This is a genomic window from Luteimonas sp. MC1782, from assembly GCF_014164605.1.
In the GTDB taxonomy this organism is placed as follows: domain Bacteria; phylum Pseudomonadota; class Gammaproteobacteria; order Xanthomonadales; family Xanthomonadaceae; genus Luteimonas.
In genome coordinates this window covers 1,330,430-1,345,735 of record NZ_JACJFT010000001.1, presented here as the reverse complement: position 1 = coordinate 1,345,735, position 15,306 = coordinate 1,330,430, and the positions used below count along the sequence as shown (strand labels likewise).

18 protein-coding genes are annotated in these 15,306 nt (G+C 68.1%); 13 read left to right on the top strand and 5 right to left on the bottom strand.

Annotation, left to right across the window (positions count from 1 at the left end; all coding sequences use genetic code 11):
* Positions 1-10 precede the first annotated feature (10 nt).
* Positions 11-490, top strand: coding sequence for a ClpXP protease specificity-enhancing factor (locus H5368_RS06290; protein WP_182822452.1), 480 nt, complete (start codon positions 11-13; stop codon positions 488-490).
* A 33-nt stretch (positions 491-523) separates the two neighbouring features.
* Here H5368_RS06290 and H5368_RS06285 read toward each other — a convergent pair whose 3' ends face one another.
* Positions 524-856, bottom strand: coding sequence for a DUF3301 domain-containing protein (locus tag H5368_RS06285; protein WP_182822449.1), 333 nt, complete (start codon positions 854-856; stop codon positions 524-526).
* A gap of 104 nt (positions 857-960) precedes the next feature.
* On the opposite strand from H5368_RS06285, the gene H5368_RS06280 reads away from it, so the two are divergent.
* Positions 961-1,437, top strand: coding sequence for an FHA domain-containing protein (locus tag H5368_RS06280; protein WP_182822447.1), 477 nt, complete (start codon positions 961-963; stop codon positions 1,435-1,437).
* Here H5368_RS06280 and nadC read toward each other — a convergent pair.
* The gene (gene nadC / locus H5368_RS06275) at positions 1,434-2,294 is read right to left on the bottom strand and encodes a carboxylating nicotinate-nucleotide diphosphorylase (RefSeq protein WP_182822445.1); all 861 of its coding nucleotides are present in this window, start codon (positions 2,292-2,294) and stop codon (positions 1,434-1,436) included. The genes H5368_RS06280 and nadC overlap by 4 nt on opposite strands.
* Positions 2,291-2,560: a Trm112 family protein gene (locus tag H5368_RS06270; protein WP_182822443.1), complete on the bottom strand. Its 270-nt coding sequence runs from the start codon at positions 2,558-2,560 to the stop codon at positions 2,291-2,293. Before H5368_RS06270 ends, nadC begins: the two co-directional genes overlap by 4 nt.
* 56 nt (positions 2,561-2,616) lie before the next feature.
* On the opposite strand from H5368_RS06270, the gene purE reads away from it, so the two are divergent.
* Both purE and H5368_RS06260 read left to right on the top strand, forming a co-directional pair.
* Entirely contained in the window at positions 2,617-3,123 is a 507-nt protein-coding gene (gene purE, locus H5368_RS06265) for a 5-(carboxyamino)imidazole ribonucleotide mutase (RefSeq protein WP_182822440.1), read from the top strand.
* A 34-nt stretch (positions 3,124-3,157) separates the two neighbouring features.
* The gene (locus H5368_RS06260) at positions 3,158-4,300 is read left to right on the top strand and encodes a 5-(carboxyamino)imidazole ribonucleotide synthase (protein WP_182823824.1); all 1,143 of its coding nucleotides are present in this window, start codon (positions 3,158-3,160) and stop codon (positions 4,298-4,300) included.
* Here the strand turns inward: H5368_RS06260 and H5368_RS06255 are convergent.
* Positions 4,293-4,877: a Fe-Mn family superoxide dismutase gene (locus tag H5368_RS06255; RefSeq protein ID WP_182822438.1), complete on the bottom strand. Its 585-nt coding sequence runs from the start codon at positions 4,875-4,877 to the stop codon at positions 4,293-4,295. The two genes, H5368_RS06260 and H5368_RS06255, sit on opposite strands and share 8 nt — an antisense overlap.
* A gap of 72 nt (positions 4,878-4,949) precedes the next feature.
* Here H5368_RS06255 and grxD point away from each other — a divergent pair, with 72 nt between their 5' ends.
* From grxD to ppnN, 5 genes are all read left to right on the top strand, one after another.
* Positions 4,950-5,276, top strand: a complete 327-nt coding sequence (gene grxD, locus H5368_RS06250) for a Grx4 family monothiol glutaredoxin (RefSeq protein WP_182822436.1) — start codon at positions 4,950-4,952, stop codon at positions 5,274-5,276.
* On the top strand, positions 5,273-6,025 hold the full coding sequence (locus H5368_RS06245) for an SDR family NAD(P)-dependent oxidoreductase (RefSeq protein ID WP_343203885.1): 753 nt from the start codon (positions 5,273-5,275) through the stop codon (positions 6,023-6,025). Before grxD ends, H5368_RS06245 begins: the two co-directional genes overlap by 4 nt.
* A complete protein-coding gene (locus tag H5368_RS06240) occupies positions 6,022-6,618 on the top strand; it encodes a MarC family protein (RefSeq protein ID WP_182822434.1) in 597 nt (198 codons plus the stop codon). The genes H5368_RS06245 and H5368_RS06240 overlap by 4 nt, the downstream gene beginning before the upstream one ends.
* A gap of 240 nt (positions 6,619-6,858) precedes the next feature.
* Positions 6,859-10,164, top strand: a complete 3,306-nt coding sequence (locus tag H5368_RS06235; protein WP_182822431.1) for a carboxypeptidase regulatory-like domain-containing protein — start codon at positions 6,859-6,861, stop codon at positions 10,162-10,164.
* Between the two features lie 136 nt (positions 10,165-10,300).
* A complete protein-coding gene (gene ppnN, locus H5368_RS06230; RefSeq protein WP_182822429.1) occupies positions 10,301-11,689 on the top strand; it encodes a nucleotide 5'-monophosphate nucleosidase PpnN in 1,389 nt (462 codons plus the stop codon).
* A 2-nt stretch (positions 11,690-11,691) separates the two neighbouring features.
* Here ppnN and H5368_RS06225 read toward each other — a convergent pair whose 3' ends face one another.
* Positions 11,692-12,750: a histidine kinase gene (locus tag H5368_RS06225; RefSeq protein ID WP_255486361.1), complete on the bottom strand. Its 1,059-nt coding sequence runs from the start codon at positions 12,748-12,750 to the stop codon at positions 11,692-11,694.
* A gap of 82 nt (positions 12,751-12,832) precedes the next feature.
* Here H5368_RS06225 and H5368_RS06220 point away from each other — a divergent pair, with 82 nt between their 5' ends.
* Genes H5368_RS06220 through H5368_RS06205 form a run of 4 tightly spaced genes read left to right on the top strand, consistent with a single transcriptional unit; the run spans position 12,833 to position 15,304 of the window.
* Entirely contained in the window at positions 12,833-13,399 is a 567-nt protein-coding gene (locus H5368_RS06220; RefSeq protein WP_343203884.1) for a GspH/FimT family pseudopilin, read from the top strand.
* Entirely contained in the window at positions 13,396-13,890 is a 495-nt protein-coding gene (gene pilV / locus H5368_RS06215) for a type IV pilus modification protein PilV (protein ID WP_343203883.1), read from the top strand. Before H5368_RS06220 ends, pilV begins: the two co-directional genes overlap by 4 nt.
* Positions 13,887-14,765, top strand: a complete 879-nt coding sequence (locus H5368_RS06210; RefSeq protein ID WP_182822425.1) for a prepilin-type N-terminal cleavage/methylation domain-containing protein — start codon at positions 13,887-13,889, stop codon at positions 14,763-14,765. Before pilV ends, H5368_RS06210 begins: the two co-directional genes overlap by 4 nt.
* On the top strand, positions 14,762-15,304 hold the full coding sequence (locus H5368_RS06205) for a PilX N-terminal domain-containing pilus assembly protein (RefSeq protein ID WP_182822423.1): 543 nt from the start codon (positions 14,762-14,764) through the stop codon (positions 15,302-15,304). Before H5368_RS06210 ends, H5368_RS06205 begins: the two co-directional genes overlap by 4 nt.
* Positions 15,305-15,306 lie beyond the last annotated feature (2 nt).

Genomic DNA, 15,306 nt, shown 5'->3' with positions numbered 1-15,306 from the left:
AACTGCGTGCATGAGCAACGACGCACCCGTGATGACCAGCCACCGCCCGTACCTGCTGCGGGCGCTCTACGAGTGGATCGCCGACAACGGCATGACGCCGCACCTGCTGGTCGATGCCACGCAGCCCGGCGTGCGGGTACCCGCGCATACGGTCAAGGAAGGCCGGGTGGTGCTGAACGTCGCTGATCGAGCCGTGTCGCGCCTGGAGATGGACAACGACGCCGTGCGTTTCACCGCGCGCTTCGGCGGCGTGAGCCAGCCGGTACTGGTGCCCATCGCGGCGATCCTGGCGATCTATGCGCGCGAGACCGGTCAGGGCATGGCGCTGCCCGAGGATGTCGCGGGTACGCCGCCGCCTGACGACGCGGACGCCAGCGGCCTCGGGGCGAGCGACCAGGGCGATGCGTCCGATGAGGATCCGGATGGCCGTCCGCCGTCCGATGGCGGCACGCCACCGCCCCGGCGCGGCCATCTGCGCGTGGTGAAGTAGCCGCCGATCGAGGCGACCGCTCCGGCCGCCGGATCAGTCGAGCTGCTGCAGCGATTCCACCACGGCCCGGCTGGGCCCGGTGAACGCGACCAGGCGGTCCCCGTGGAACACCATCAGGCCGCGGTTGCGGTCGCTGCCTGCGTGCGAATACTCGAAGCGGAACGTGCGCTCCAGGCCCAGCCGCCCATCATCGCGCCTGCGCAGCCGCAGGCCGATGGCATGCACGGTCTGGTCGAGCAGTTGCACGCCTGCGGCGTGGCAGGCATTGCGGCCGACGTCGATGGCGCGTTCGCTGGCGGCGCGGCCGGCGTTCCACCACGCATAGGCGAACGCGCCGGCTATCATGAGCAGGATCAGGCTGGGCATACGTTCGCAATCTGGGGCAAGCCCTTGCTTTGAGCAAGCCTTTGCGTGGGCTTCACGCACGACGTCGCAGTTTGCGCCCCATGAATTCCATCCGCCGAGCAGACATGTCCCCCACCTCTTTGGCGATCGCACCCGGCGATGGCGATTCCACACTGGCCACCGTGGTGCGCCCCGCACTGCCGCGGTTCGTGCTGCGCGGGGTCGGCGGCGCGGGATTCGGCCGCACCTTCGCGCTGGTCGGGCCGACCGTGCTCGGGCGGGCGCCCGATTGCGGCATCCACCTCGACCATCCCGGTGTCTCGCGCCAGCACGTGCGCCTGACGCCGACCAGCGAGGGGCTGCTGGTCGAGGACCTCGGCTCCACCAATGGCTGGCTGCTCAACGAGTCGGTGCAGCAGCGCGCCTGGGCGCACCATGGCGACGAGCTCGGGTTCGACGTGCTGCGCTTTCGCGTGGTCGCCCCCGGGGTTGCCCCGGCACAGCCGGCCACGCCACCGAAGGCGCGCAAGGCGACGCCCGTCTGGCGCTGGGTCGCGGTCGTCGCGGTGCTGGGTGGCGTGGCGCTGCTGCTGCTGCGCTAGGCTGGAGGCGGCCCTAGCTTCAGCGACAGGTCGACCGCGCGGACATGCTTGGTCAGGCCGCCGATCGAGATGCAGTCCACGCCGTCCTCGGCGATCGCGCGCACGGCGACCAGGTCCACGCCGCCCGACACCTCCAGCGGGATCCGTCCCGCGGTGATCCGCACCGCTTCGCGACGCGTCGCGGCGTCGAAATCGTCGATCAGGATGCGGTCGCAGCCCGCCGCCAGGGCATCGGCCAGTTCGGCCAGCGTCTCGACCTCCACGATCAACGGCAGCGTCGGCTGGCTGGCGCGCGCGGCGGCGATGGCGGCGGCGATCGAACCGGCGGCGCGCACATGGTTCTCCTTCAGCATCACCGCGTCGTACAGGCCCATGCGGTGGTTGCCGCCGCCGCCCACGCGTACCGCGTACTTCTGCGCAAGGCGCAGGCCCGGCAGCGTCTTGCGCGTGTCGAGGATGCGCGCGCCCGTGCCGCACACTGCGGCGACGTGCGCGGCGACCGTGGTCGCGGTGCCACCCAGGGTCTGCAGGAAGTTCAGCGAGCTGCGCTCGGCGCTGACCAGGGCGCGCGTGCGCCCGGCGAGCGTGGCGAGCACCGCGCCGGCGCGGGCGCGATCGCCTTCGGCCACGCGCCAGTCGATCACCACGTCCGGATCGAGCGCGCGGTGGCAGGCGTCGAACCACGGTCGGCCGCAGACCACGGCGTCTTCCTTGCACAGCAGGTAGGCGACTTCGGGTGCGTCGGGCAGCAGCGCCGCGGTGACGTCGCCGGTGCCGATGTCTTCGGCCAGCGCGCGTGCGACGTCGGCGGCGACCATGTCGGCCGGCGGCGGATCGAAGCCCGCGGCGGTGCTCATGCCTTCGGGAAATCCGCGGCCTGGGCGGTGGCGATGGCCTCCTCGACCAGCAGCACCGGGATGCCGTCATCGATGCGGTAGACCGTGCGGCGGTCGCGCGTGACCAGGGCTTCGCGCAGCGGCTCGGCCTGCGGCGACTGGTCGCCGCGCAGCAGCGTGCCGGCGGCGATGGCGCGGTTCAGGGCATCCAGGCCCGCGGGCTCCAGCAGCGCCAGCGACTGGCGCGTGGCGGGGCAGACCAGGATGTCGAGCAGCTTGCGATCCATGGCGATACGTCTCGGCGTTGGCCCGCTAGAATACGTCTTTGCCACGGGGGACGGCCATGACCGCCATCCACACCTCGCCCGTCGTGGGCATCGTGATGGGTTCGCGTTCCGACTGGGACACGATGCAGCATGCCGCGCAGCGGCTCGAGGCGCTGGGCATCGCCCACGAGGTCCGCGTGGTCTCCGCGCACCGCACGCCGGACGTGCTGTTCGAATACGCCGCCACGGCGCGTGAGCGCGGCCTGAAGGCGATCATCGCCGGGGCCGGCGGTGCCGCGCACCTGCCCGGCATGCTGGCGGCCAAGACGCCGGTGCCCGTGCTGGGCGTGCCGGTGCAGTCGAAGGCACTCAACGGCATGGATTCGCTGCTTTCCATCGTGCAGATGCCGGCCGGCATTCCGGTGGCGACGTTCGCCATCGGCAACGCGGGCGCGGCCAACGCCGCGCTGTTCGCGGCGGCGATGCTGGCCGCCGCCGGCGACGCGAGGGTCGCGGATGCGCTGGACGCGTTCCGCCAGCGACAGACCGATGACGTCGCGTCCAGCGACGACCCGCGGCAATGAGCACGCCACGCCACCCCGCCGCGCGGCCGGCGGCATGACCACCGTCGGCATCCTCGGCGGCGGGCAGCTGGCGCGGATGATGGCGCTGGCCGGCGCACCGCTCGGCCTGCGCTTCTCGGTGATGGACACCAGCGCCGACGCCTGCGCGGGCCAGTTCGCACCGTTGGTTGTCGGCGACTATCGCGACCAGGCCGCGCTGGCGGAATTCGCCGCGCGCATCGACGTCGCCACCTTCGATTTCGAGAACATCCCGGCGGTCTCGGCGCAATGGCTGAGCGAGCGCGTGCCGATGTTCCCCAACCCACGCGCGCTCGGCACCAGCCAGGACCGCCTGGCCGAGAAGACCCTGTTCCGCGCGCTGGATATTCCGGTGCCTGACTTCGTTGCCATCGCCACCCGCGACGAACTCGATGCCGCCATCGCCACCGTCGGCGCGCCCTGCATCCTCAAGACCCGGCGCCTTGGCTACGACGGCAAGGGCCAGTTCCGGCTGCGCGCCGCCAGCGACGCCGACGCCGCCTGGGACGCGCTCGGGGCGCAGGCCACCAGTGTGGGGCTGATCCTCGAGGCCTTCGTGCCCTTCGACCGCGAGCTCAGCGTGGTCGCCGTGCGCGGCCGCGACGGCGGCTTCGACACCTGGCCACTCACCGAGAACTGGCACGTCGAGGGCGTCCTGTCGGCAAGCCTGGCGCCGGCCTCGGTGACACCCGCGGTCGAGGCCACGGCGGTCGCGCATGCCCGCGCGCTGGCGGAGGCACTCGACTACGTGGGCGTGTTCGCGCTGGAACTGTTCTGCCGCGACGGCGTGCTGCTGGCCAACGAGCTGGCGCCGCGCGTGCACAACTCGGGCCACTGGACCATCGAAGGTGCCGAGACCTCGCAGTTCGCCAACCACCTGCGCGCCGTGCTCGGCCTGCCGCTGGGCGCGACCCGCGCATTGGGCCACGCCTGCATGCTCAACTGGATCGGCGAGATGCCGCCGCCGCATGCCGTGCTCGCGGAAGCCGGTGGCCACTGGCACGACTACGGCAAGCAGGCACGCCCGGGGCGCAAGGTGGGGCACGCGACGCTGCGTGCCGATGACACCGCGGACCTGGTCGAAGCACTCGCACGCGTCGGCGCGGCGCTGGGGCGGGAGGCGCAGGTGGCGCCGGTGATCGCGCGCCTGGCTACTTGAGGTTCGACGCCGCGAAGCCCCAGTCGGCCACGTTCCAGAACGCTTCGACGTACTTGCCGCGGGCGTCGCGGTAGTCCAGGTAATAGGCGTGTTCCCACAGGCTCAGCGCCAGCAGCGGGCGGTCGTCGCCGGTGATCGGCGATGCGGTGTTGGCGGTCTGCACCAGCGCCAGCTTGCGGTCGGGACGCTGCACCAGCCATAGCCAGCCGGAGCCGAATGTCGCGGTGGCCAGTGCCGCGGCACGCTCGCGGAAACGCGCCGCATCGCCGAAGCGCAGGTTGATGGCATCGGCCAGTGCGCCGCGAGGCTCGCCGCCGGCGGCCGCGGCTGGCTTCAGGCAGCGCCAGTGGAATGCCTGGTTCCAGGCCTGCGCGGCATGCTGCTGCAGGCGGCCCTGCGCGCCGCGCACGATCTCCTCGAGCGTCGCCTCGGCCATGCCGGCCGCGGGCGCCAGCGCGTTCACCGCGTCGACGTGGGCGCGGTAGTGGCGACTGTGGTGGTGATCGAGCGTTTCGCCCGAGATGTGCGGTTCGAGCGCGGTGCGGTCGAAGGGCAGGGCGACGGGTTCGATGGGCATGGCCTTACAATACCGCGATCACAGTCCCCCGCACGCGGGCCCGCGCGGCCTGCAGCGCTTGCCGGAGCCACCATGCCGATCATTGAACGCATCCAGGCCGAAATCGACGGCCACCCCATCGTGCTCTTCATGAAAGGCACGCCGCAGTTTCCGATGTGCGGGTTTTCCAGCCGCACCGTGGGCGCGCTGCGCGCCGCGGGTGCCGACATGGAGACGCTGCACACGGTCAACGTGCTGGAAGCGCCGGAGATCCGCGCCAACCTGCCGCGCTTCTCCAACTGGCCGACGTTCCCGCAGCTGTTCATCCACGGCGAGCTGATCGGCGGCTGTGACATCACCCTGGAGCTGCAGGAGTCCGGCGAACTGGCGCGCATGGTCGCGGAGACGCAGAAGGCGTGAGCGTGCCCGCGGCCGACGACGGGACGCCCGCAGCGCTGGCGGGTCGGGTGGTGCTGGTTACCGGCGCGGCCGGCGGCCTCGGCGCGACCGCGGCGCACGCCTGCGCGCGCGCCGGCGCGATCGTGGTGCTGCTGGGGCGCAAGGTCCCGAAGCTCAACCGCGTGTATGACGCCATCGTCAATGATCCGGCCGGGCTGCCGGAACCGGTCAACTACCCCTTCGACCTCGCCGGTGCCGGCTACGACGACCATGCCGAACTCGCCATGCGCATCCAGGCCCAGCTCGGCCGTCTCGACGGCGTGCTGCACTGCGCCGCCGACTTCGCAGGCCTGACGCCGCTCGAACACACCGACCCGGCGGCCTTCGCGCGCGCCCTGCACGTCGATCTCACTGCGCGCTGGTGGCTCACCCAGGCCTGCCTGCCGATGCTGCGCCAGGCGGGCGACAGCGCGGTGGTCTTCGTGGTCGATGACACCGTGCCCGGCGCTGCCTACCGCGGTGCCTACGGCATCGCGCAGCAGGCCCAGCTTGCGCTGCTGGCGACGCTGCACGCCGAACTGGCGGCTTCGCCGGTGCGGGTGTCGGCCCTGCGCCCGGGCCCGATGCGCACGCCGCTGCGCGCCCGCGCCTACGTCGAGGACCAGGACCTGCGCGCGCGCGATCCGGCGCGTTATGCCGAAGCCTGCGTACGACTGCTGGCGCCGCAGGGAGCCGTACATCGCGGCCAGGTCTGGGCGCCCGCGCCATGACCATCGCCTCGGCGGCGCTGCTGCTGTTCCTCATCCTCGACCCGCTGGGCAACATCCCGGTGTTCCTCAGCATGCTGCGCACGCTGCCGCCGCACCGGCAGCGGGTGGTGCTGGCGCGCGAGCTGCTGATCGCGCTCGGTGTGCTGATGCTGTTCCTGTGGGGCGGCAAGTACGCCCTGGAGCTGATGCACCTGCGCCAGGAGTCGGTCTCGATCGCCGGCGGCATCGTGCTGTTCCTGATCGGCCTGCGGATGATCTTCCCGCCGCCGGAGGGCCTGATGGGCGAGCTGCCGGGGGGCGAACCCTTCATCGTGCCGATGGCCATCCCCCTGGTGGCCGGCCCTTCGGGCATGGCGGCGGTGATGCTGATGGGTACCCGCGAACCCGACCGCCTCGGCGAATGGAGCCTGGCCCTGTTCCTGGCCTGGGTTGCGACCGCCGCGATCCTGTTCTCGGCCACCTATCTCTACAAATTGCTGGGCATCCGCGCCCTGATCGCGGTCGAGCGGCTGATGGGCATGCTGCTGGTGGCGATTTCCGTGCAGATGCTGCTCGACGGTTTGGCCAGCTACCTGGCCAGCCTTCCCGCCTGAGGCAAGCCACGCTTCAATCACTTGCATGGCATGCCTAAGTCATTGCCTGAGCTGGAATCTTGCCTCCCGGCACGCCGCGCCAAAGCGTCATATGACTGTCATCACGGCCGGCTAACGTGTTAATCTGTTGTTAACCCGTGGGCCGCCGCAGCGGCCCTCGGCGTGTGGGGGTCCCAAATATCCTTCGCCTGCCGTGCCGGTGCACGGACCGAATTTTCCTTGCCTACCAAGAGTCCAGCCATGACCCGTCGTAACGCTTTCCGTGTGTCGAAACTGTCGCTCGGCCTGATCGCCGCGCTTGCCGCCGCACCTGTCTTCGCGCAGAGCACGTCCGCCGGTGTCGGTGGCGTGGTCACCAGCAGTGATGGCCAGCCTGTCACCGGTGCGGAAGTCGTCATCACGCACATCGAGTCGGGTACCGTCAGCCGTGCCACCACCGACGCCAGCGGTCGCTACAACGCGCGCGGCCTGCGCGTCGGCGGTCCGTACGAGGTGACCATCACCAAGGCGGGCGCGGGCACGAAGACCGAAGACAACGTCTTCCTCAACCTCAACCAGGTCAACACGGTCAACGCCGCGCTGTCGGGCGACGTCACCACGCTTGGCACCGTCACGGCCATCGGCGTTGCCGGCGGTTCGGAAGTCTTCAGCGCGAGCAAGATGGGCACCGGCACCAGCGTGAACCGCGAAGCCATCGACGCGATGCCGTCGATCGGCCGCAACATCCAGGACCTGATGCGCCTCGATCCGCGCGTCTCGCAGATCAGCAAGGCCGACGGCGCGATCTCGGCCGGCGGCCAGAACACGCGTTACAACGCCATCCGCATCGACGGCGTGGGCACCAACGATCCGTTCGGCCTCGAGTCGAACAACCTGCCGACCGAGCGCCAGCCGGTGTCGATGGACGCGATCCAGGAAGTCAAGATCGACCTCGCCAACTACGACGTCACCACCACCGGCGGCACCGGTGCGGTGGTCAACGCCGTGACCAAGTCCGGCACCAACGAGTTCCACGGCTCCGTGTACGGCGTGTACCGCAGCGACGACATGGTGGGCGAGGACCAGAACGGCAACGACTTCAACGGCTTCAACAAGGAAGAGACCTACGGCTTCACCCTGGGTGGCCCGCTGGTCAAGGACAAGCTGTTCTTCTTCGCGAACTACGAGAAGTTCACGCGCGGCGCCCCGGGTCCGGACCTGGTGAACAGCCCGTACGGCCGTGGCCAGATCACCGATACCGACATCAATGCGATCCGCGCCGCTGCCACCACCTGGGGCTTCGACGCCGGCCAGCTGACGGGTGCCGATACCGCCGATACCGACATCGAGGAATACGCGATCAAGCTCGACTGGAACATCAGCGACGCGCATCGCGCCAGCCTGCGCTACAGCAAGATGGAACAGGACGTCGCCAAGATCCCGCCGTCGAGCTGGAACAGCGCGGTATCGCTGAGCACGCACTGGTACAACCAGAACAAGTCGTTCGAGAGCATCGTCGGCCAGGTCTTCAGTGACTGGAGCGACAACTTCTCCACCGAGATCAAGGTGTCGCAGCGCAACTACGACGCCATCGCCGAGCCGACCGCGAACCTGCCGCACATCCGCATCGACTACGGCAACAACCAGGTCGTGCTGGGTACCGAGCAGAACCGCCACGTGAACATCGTCAACACCGAGGAGAACAGCCTGTTCTTCGCGGCCAACTGGTACGTCGGCGACCATACCCTGAAGTTCGGTGGCGATTACACCGAGAACGACATCTTCAACTACTACGGCCGCAACCAGAACGGCTTCTACCGCTTCGGCAGCCTGGCCCAGTTCATCGCCGGCAACCCGCGCGAGTATGCCTACCGCGCGCCGTTCCCGACCGGCAGCTATGCCGACATCCCGGCGTCGTTCAGCATCAAGAACACCGGCTTCTTCGTGCAGGACACCTGGGCGGTCAATTACAACCTGAGCGTCATGCTCGGCCTGCGCGGAGACAAGCCGTCGTTCGGTGGCAGCCCGCTCGCCAACGACTGCATTTCGTCCGCCCCGAACGCCGCGGGCACCGGCGTCGCGGGCTGCCAGTTCGGCGGCTACGGCTATGACAACACCGCGCTGATCGACGGCACGCTGTGGCAGCCGCGCTTCGGCTTCAACTACACCTTCGACAGCGACCGTCCCACCCAGGTCCGCGGCGGCGTGGGCCTGTTCATGGGCGCGGCGCCCAACGTGTGGCTGTCCGGCGCATACCAGAACACTGGCATGAGCTATGTCGAGTACAGCGGCAACAACGCGTCCGGCCTGGGCCCGATCTTCTCCCCGGATCCCAACAACCAGCCGACCGTCGGCTCGGTGAGCCCGCGCCAGAACGTCGACATCATGCATCCCGACCTGAAGCAGCCGTCGGTGTGGAAGGCCAACCTGGCGTTCGACCATGAACTGCCGTTCGGTGGCCTGGTCGCCTCGGCCGAGCTGCTGCTGACGCAGGTCAAGGATGCGATCTACTTCGAGCGCCTGGACCTGGGCGCGCCGAACACGATCACCGGCCCCGATGGCCGCGTCATGTACTGGAACAACGCAGGTCTCAACCCGGCGGCATGGGGCACCTCGCTGTCGTCCGCCACCGGCGGCGTGCAGCGCTACAACCGCCTGCCGTACGCCGGCGACGTGATGCTCGCCCGCAACACCGACAAGGGCAGCAGCCAGCAGTTCACCGTCTCGCTCGAGAAGCCGCTGGTCGAGAACTGGTCCTGGCTGGTCGGTTACACCTACACGGCCGCCAAGGAAGTCAGCCCGCTGACCAGCTCGCAGAACACCTCGAACTGGAACAACAACCCGATGTTCAACGCGAACGAGCCGGAACTCAGCGACTCGCGTTATGCCATCAAGGATCGCTTCACCGCCGGCCTGACGTTCCAGAAGGCGTTCTTCGGCGACTACAAGACCACCGCCTCGATGTTCTACGAGGGCCGTTCGGGTCGTCCCTTCAGCTACGTGTTCTACAACGACGCCAACGGCGACAGCCGCACGTTCAACGACCTGATGTACGTGCCCACCGGTCGTGGCGATGTGGTGTTCACCAACGTCGTCTCGAACGGCGCGGTGGTCACCGCTGCCGCGCAGGAAGCCGCGTTCTTCGCATGGCTCGACAGCCACCCGGAACTGAAGCGCTTTGCCGGCGGCTACGCCCCGGCGAACGAATTCAAGGCCGGCTGGACCAACAGCTTCGACGTGCGCTTCAGCCAGCAGCTGCCGGGCTTCATGAAGGGCCACAAGTCCGAAGTGATCCTCGACATCATGAACGTCGGCAACCTGATCAATGACGACTGGGGCCAGATCGTGGACGCCGGCTTCAACTCGAACATCGCGGTCGCCAACTTCTCGGGCATCTGCAACACGGGTTCGATCACCTCGGGCATCTGCCCGACCGGTTCCGAGGGCAAGTACGTGTACCACTTCACCGGCGCGCAGGACCTGCAGACGCAGGAAACCAACGGCGACGGCGTGAACACCGGCGTCTCCCGCTGGCAGGCACAGCTGACCTTCCGCTACGAGTTCTGATCGATCAGGACGCGCGCGGAATTCGGAACGGCCGGGGCATGCCCCGGCCGTTTCCGTTTGCGCCGCAGCCTGCGCTAGAGTCTTCGCCTGAACGACGACGACGACGACAACGACAACAAGAAGAATGAGAGACGCCATGAATGACACCGCGAAGCCCGACAGCACCCTGCCCACCGTCAACGCGCGCATCTACCCGCGCGGCGGCCTGGACGTGCTCTCGCGCGAGGAAGTCGCCCGCCTGAAGGACGCCTCCGCCGGCGGCCTGCACGACCTGCTGCGGCGCTGCGCGCTGGCGGTGCTGACCAGCGGCAGCACGTCCGACGACCCGCGCGCCGCCCAGGAGATGTATCCCGACTTCGACATCCAGGTGGCGCAGCAGGACCGCGGCGTGCGCATCGAACTGCAGAACGCGCCGGCCATGGCGTTCGTGGATGGCGAGATCATCCGCGGCGTGGCCGAGCTGCTGTTCGCCACGGTGCGTGACCTGGCCTACATGTCGATCGAGCTCGGCCCCGAGTACGCCAAGGACCTGGAATCGTCGGCCGGCATCACCGACGCCGTATTCGGCCTGCTGCGCAACGCACGCCTGCTGTACCCCACCGATCCCAACCTGGTCGTGTGCTGGGGTGGCCACTCCATCGGCCGCGACGAGTACGAGTACACAAAATTGGTGGGCTACGAGCTCGGCCTGCGCGGCCTGGACATCTGCACCGGCTGCGGCCCCGGCGCCATGAAGGGTCCGATGAAGGGCGCCAACATCGCCCATGCCAAGCAGCGCCAGCGCCGCCCGCGCTACATCGGCATCACCGAGCCCGGCATCATCGCCGCCGAATCGCCGAACCCGATCGTCAACAACCTGGTGATCATGCCGGACATCGAGAAGCGCCTGGAAGCGTTCGTGCGCATCGGCCACGGCATCATCGTGTTCCCCGGCGGCGTGGGCACCGCCGAAGAGATCCTCTACCTGCTCGGCCTGCTGCTGCGCGAAGAAAACATGGAGCTGCCGTTCCCGCTGATCCTCACCGGCCCGGTCGCGTCCGCACCGTACTTCGAGCAGATCGACCGCTTCATCCGCCTAACCCTCGGCGACGCCGCCACCGAACGCTACGAGATCATCATCGGCGACCCGCAGGCCGTCGCCCGGCGCATGGTGGAAGGCGTCAAGCGCGTGCGCAGCTCGCGCATCGCGCACAAGGATTCGTTCTACTTCAACTGGGGCCTGGAAGTGCCGCTGCCGTTCCAGCAGCCGTTCGTGCCGACGCACGAGGCGATGGCCGGGCTGGACCTGCACCACGGCCGCAAACCGCACGAGCTGGCCGCTGACCTGCGCCGGGCGTTCTCCGGGATCGTGGCGGGGAACGTGAAGGAAGACGGGATGAGGCGGATCGAGGCGTTCGGACCGTTCCAGATCCACGGCGACAAGGACATGATGGAGTCGCTGGATGCGCTGCTGCGGGCGTTCGTGGAGCAGCGGCGGATGAAGATCAGTGGGGAGTACCGGCCTTGTTATGAGGTGGTGACCTGAGGTCAGGCGGTCCCTGCCACCTTGGGGATCCTCAAGGTGGCGGTGAACCCGTCGGGTGTGCGCGTGGTTTCAAGCGTGCCACCGCCCCCCGCCATGGCTTCGATCCGTGCCCTGACGGCCGCCACTCCGATTCCGTGCCCCTTGCCCGACCCGCTGGCGCCTTCGGGCACAGAATTTTGCACCGCCACTTTGAGCAATAGTCCTTCGGACGCGACGTCGATCGTCATTGATCCACCGCGGCTGTCCGGCTCTATTCCGTGCCGGATGGCATTTTCCACCAGAGGCTGCACGGAAAGGGAGGGCAGCCTGGTGGCGAGCAGGTCGGCGGGCGAAGCGGTCACATTCCAGCGCAACTCGAGGCGCTCGCCGAAGCGTAATGATTCGATTTCCAGATAACGTCGTGCCAAGGTCAGCTCTTCATCAAGCGTGACTTCAGCCGGTCCGGCCAGCGCTGCCCGGAACAGGTCGGACAGGTCGAGCAGCAGTCGTTCGGCCTCCTCCGGCCGGCTATGCACCAGCGCGATGCCGGTGTTGAGCGTATTGAAGAGGAAATGCGGCCTGAGCCTGGCCTGCAGCGCCTCGAGTTCTGCCTGCTTGGCGCGCACCGCCATCTGGCGGATGTGCCAATGGGCCCGAAAGGCGGCCAGCCCCAGCAAGCCGACGGTCAACGCCATGACGGTCAGCTGCACGGTCAGGCCGAGCCAGCCCGCGCCAGGCTCGTGCCAGATGTCGCGAAGAAAGAACCAGGCCAGGCCGCTGACGAGCCATGTGCTGACCAGCAATGCCACCAGCGCGGCCTGCGCGCCAAGCATCGGGCTGGCCCGGGACAGTCCCCGGCGCCCAAGGAAGAGCATGCCCATCGCCATGAGCGCGATCCATTGCGTGGAAAACGAAGCCATCCCGAAGTAGGTCAGACGATCCCCGGTGACACCAGGCGCCAACGCCAGAACAAGAGCCAGTGCTTCGCCGGCGAGGACGATCCTGATGATCGTGCTGGCCTCCCACAGTGTGTCCAATGGTCGGAGCGGGGCGGGTGTCGGGGCCATGCGGGACTGGTCCATGGGCCGAGTTTAGCCACCCATGCTCCCGATTGGGCCGCTCGTCCCTGTAGCGCTGGAGCCGGGCGCTGGTCCGGAATAGCGTATGCCGTCCACCACGGGGAGTGGTATGTCGATTCAAACAGCAAGCTATGCCGGACCCTGTTCCGGGGCCCGGGCGTCCGCGCCAGGCTTCACGTTGGTGGAGCTCATGGTGACGATGGCAGTCGTGGGCATCCTTGCCGCGATCGCGGTCCCCGCAATGACCGCGATGATCAACGGCAACCGTCTATCGGGGACTGCGGGTGAATTGACGGCATCCCTGCAGCTGGCGCGTTCCGAAGCGCTCCGCAGGAGTGCGCCGGTGACGATCTGCGGCACCACTGATGGCGCGACGTGCAGCGCCGACTGGAGCCGCTGGATGGTGCGCGGCAGGGACAACGTGACTGGCACGACAGACACGATCCGCGACAGCGCGGCGTCCAGCACGGTGCAGATCAGGGGGCCGGCAGGGGGCATCGTGTTCCGGCCGTCGGGTCTGATCGACGCAGGACAGCAGCTGACGGTCTGCGTACCGACTGAATCTCCGGAACAGAACCAGAGGGTCTTGACCGTGATGGTCAGCGGCAACGTAGTCACCGCTAAGGCGAACGGAGGAGGAGCATGTTCATGAGTCGCCATGCTTTGAAGGGCAGCGTGCGGCGCGCTCCGATGGGGGCCTCGGTGTCCCGCGCGCGGGCGATGCGCGGCGTCGGCCTGATTGAAGTGCTGGTCTCGGTTGTCATCATCGCCATCGGTTTGCTGGGTATCGCGGCGATGCAGTCCATGGCGTTGCGTGGCTCACAGAGCTCCCTGGAAAGCAGCCAGGCGGTCATGCAGACCAACGCCATCATGGAGGCCATGCGCGCCAACCGCGCGAACGCGGGTGCCTACAACATGGCCATGACGTGCGCGGTTCCCGCAGGCGGCGGCTCACTTGCGGCCAACGACCAGCGCGACTGGATTACGGCTCTGAAGGCCGTGATCGGGCAAGGCGCGGCCGATGCCACGACTTGCGGCCAGATCACCGGCTGCCCGGGCGCGTGCGTGGTGACGGTGCAGTGGAACGACGAACGCGCAGGCGGCGCCGCAGCGCGCCAGGTAGTCACGGAGACCCGCATATGAGCCCGACGACGGCGGTAATGCGAGCGGCGCGGCGGCCCGCGAGGGCGCGGATGGCAGGCCTGAGCCTCATCGAGCTCATGATCGCCATGGTGCTTGGGTTGATAGTGATGGGCGCGGCGTTCGCGGTGTTCATGTCCAACCAGAGCACCTTCGGTGTAAACGAGGGCCTCAACCGCATGCAGGAAAACTCGCGTGTGGCTTTCGAGCTGATGTCACGCGACATCCGCGCCGCGGGTGGCTCGTCCTGTTCGAACATGTCGGTGGTTGAAAGCACCGACGCACAATCGGTGGCGTTCCGGGATATGCCGGTTACCGGAGCCGCCAACAGCCTGACCGTGGTGTCCGGCGACGACACCTCGTATCGCGTCGTCGACTCGACTTCGACTTCGGTCGAGCTCGATCCTGCCCAGTTCACCCTCGACGCCACCGAAGCTTTCCGCACCGGTGACCGGTTGTTGCTGTGCAACGCGCGCAAGACCTTTCTGGTGACGGCTACTTCGGTTACCGCGGATACGGTGAACTATGCCGCGCTTCCGGGCGGCTACGACCCCACCGACGACGAGTTCGCCCCTCCGGCCGCCGTGGTGCTGGCGCGCTTCCGCGACGTGCGCTGGTTCGTCGGTCCCAATACCCGGGGTGGCAGCTCGCTGTGGGTCAGTCGTCTGGGTGGAGCGGCCGAGGAGGTTGCCGAAGGCATCAGCGCACTGCAGTTCCAGTTTCTGGAAGCAGGCAGCGCCGCGTATACCGCAACCCCAGACTGGAGCAACGTTATTGCAGTGCGCATCAACATGACCCTGCAGGGCGCGAACGTCGATGGGCAGGCGCTGACCCGCACCGCCTCGAACGTGGTCAGCATGAGGAGCCGAACGCTATGAGCCACCCATCCCGACATGCGGGCACCCCGGCACAGGATCGCCAGCGAGGCGTTTCTCTTGTCATCGTGCTCGTGCTCCTGGTGGCCACGTCGATCCTTGGCATTGCGGTCCTGCGGAGCACGGCGATGCAGGAGCGCATGAGCGCGAACCAGCGCGACCGCAGCTTGGCCTTCCAGGCCGCGGAATCCGCACTGCGGTATGCCCAGGATGTGGCGCTGACGTCCGCAGCCTGGGAGACGCAGGTGCCCACTGCAGTCGACTGCACCAACTTCAGCATCTGTCCCGAGGGATCCGCACCGGCGTGGAGGGAGGTGCCTGCTGGCGCGTTCGACTCTGCGCGGTTGGCTGCGCCACCGGAATACTGGATCGAGTACCTGGGCACGGGCCCGGGACGCAAGGGGAGTTGCGATGTACTGCCGCCCACGTTGGACTGCCAAAGCCCGATGTACCGGGTTTCCGCCCGCAGCCGCGCAGCAGGTCGCGCGGATGTCCAGTTGCAAGCCAACATCATCAGCCGCATTCCCGACCCGGGGACTTGAGC

Coding starts and splice junctions, on each gene's coding strand:
- H5368_RS06260 (WP_182823824.1), top strand. CDS start 3,158: ATGACCACCGTCGGCATCCTCGGCGGCGGGCAGCTGGCGCGGATGATG.
- grxD (WP_182822436.1), top strand. CDS start 4,950: ATGCCGATCATTGAACGCATCCAGGCCGAAATCGACGGCCACCCCATC.
- H5368_RS06205 (WP_182822423.1), top strand. CDS start 14,762: ATGAGCCACCCATCCCGACATGCGGGCACCCCGGCACAGGATCGCCAG.
- H5368_RS06220 (WP_343203884.1), top strand. CDS start 12,833: ATGCCGTCCACCACGGGGAGTGGTATGTCGATTCAAACAGCAAGCTAT.
- H5368_RS06280 (WP_182822447.1), top strand. CDS start 961: ATGTCCCCCACCTCTTTGGCGATCGCACCCGGCGATGGCGATTCCACA.
- H5368_RS06255 (WP_182822438.1), bottom strand. CDS start 4,877: ATGCCCATCGAACCCGTCGCCCTGCCCTTCGACCGCACCGCGCTCGAA.
- pilV (WP_343203883.1), top strand. CDS start 13,396: ATGAGTCGCCATGCTTTGAAGGGCAGCGTGCGGCGCGCTCCGATGGGG.
- ppnN (WP_182822429.1), top strand. CDS start 10,301: ATGAATGACACCGCGAAGCCCGACAGCACCCTGCCCACCGTCAACGCG.
- H5368_RS06235 (WP_182822431.1), top strand. CDS start 6,859: ATGACCCGTCGTAACGCTTTCCGTGTGTCGAAACTGTCGCTCGGCCTG.
- H5368_RS06240 (WP_182822434.1), top strand. CDS start 6,022: ATGACCATCGCCTCGGCGGCGCTGCTGCTGTTCCTCATCCTCGACCCG.
- H5368_RS06270 (WP_182822443.1), bottom strand. CDS start 2,560: ATGGATCGCAAGCTGCTCGACATCCTGGTCTGCCCCGCCACGCGCCAG.
- H5368_RS06290 (WP_182822452.1), top strand. CDS start 11: ATGAGCAACGACGCACCCGTGATGACCAGCCACCGCCCGTACCTGCTG.
- H5368_RS06285 (WP_182822449.1), bottom strand. CDS start 856: ATGCCCAGCCTGATCCTGCTCATGATAGCCGGCGCGTTCGCCTATGCG.
- H5368_RS06225 (WP_255486361.1), bottom strand. CDS start 12,750: ATGGACCAGTCCCGCATGGCCCCGACACCCGCCCCGCTCCGACCATTG.
- nadC (WP_182822445.1), bottom strand. CDS start 2,294: ATGAGCACCGCCGCGGGCTTCGATCCGCCGCCGGCCGACATGGTCGCC.
- H5368_RS06210 (WP_182822425.1), top strand. CDS start 13,887: ATGAGCCCGACGACGGCGGTAATGCGAGCGGCGCGGCGGCCCGCGAGG.
- purE (WP_182822440.1), top strand. CDS start 2,617: ATGACCGCCATCCACACCTCGCCCGTCGTGGGCATCGTGATGGGTTCG.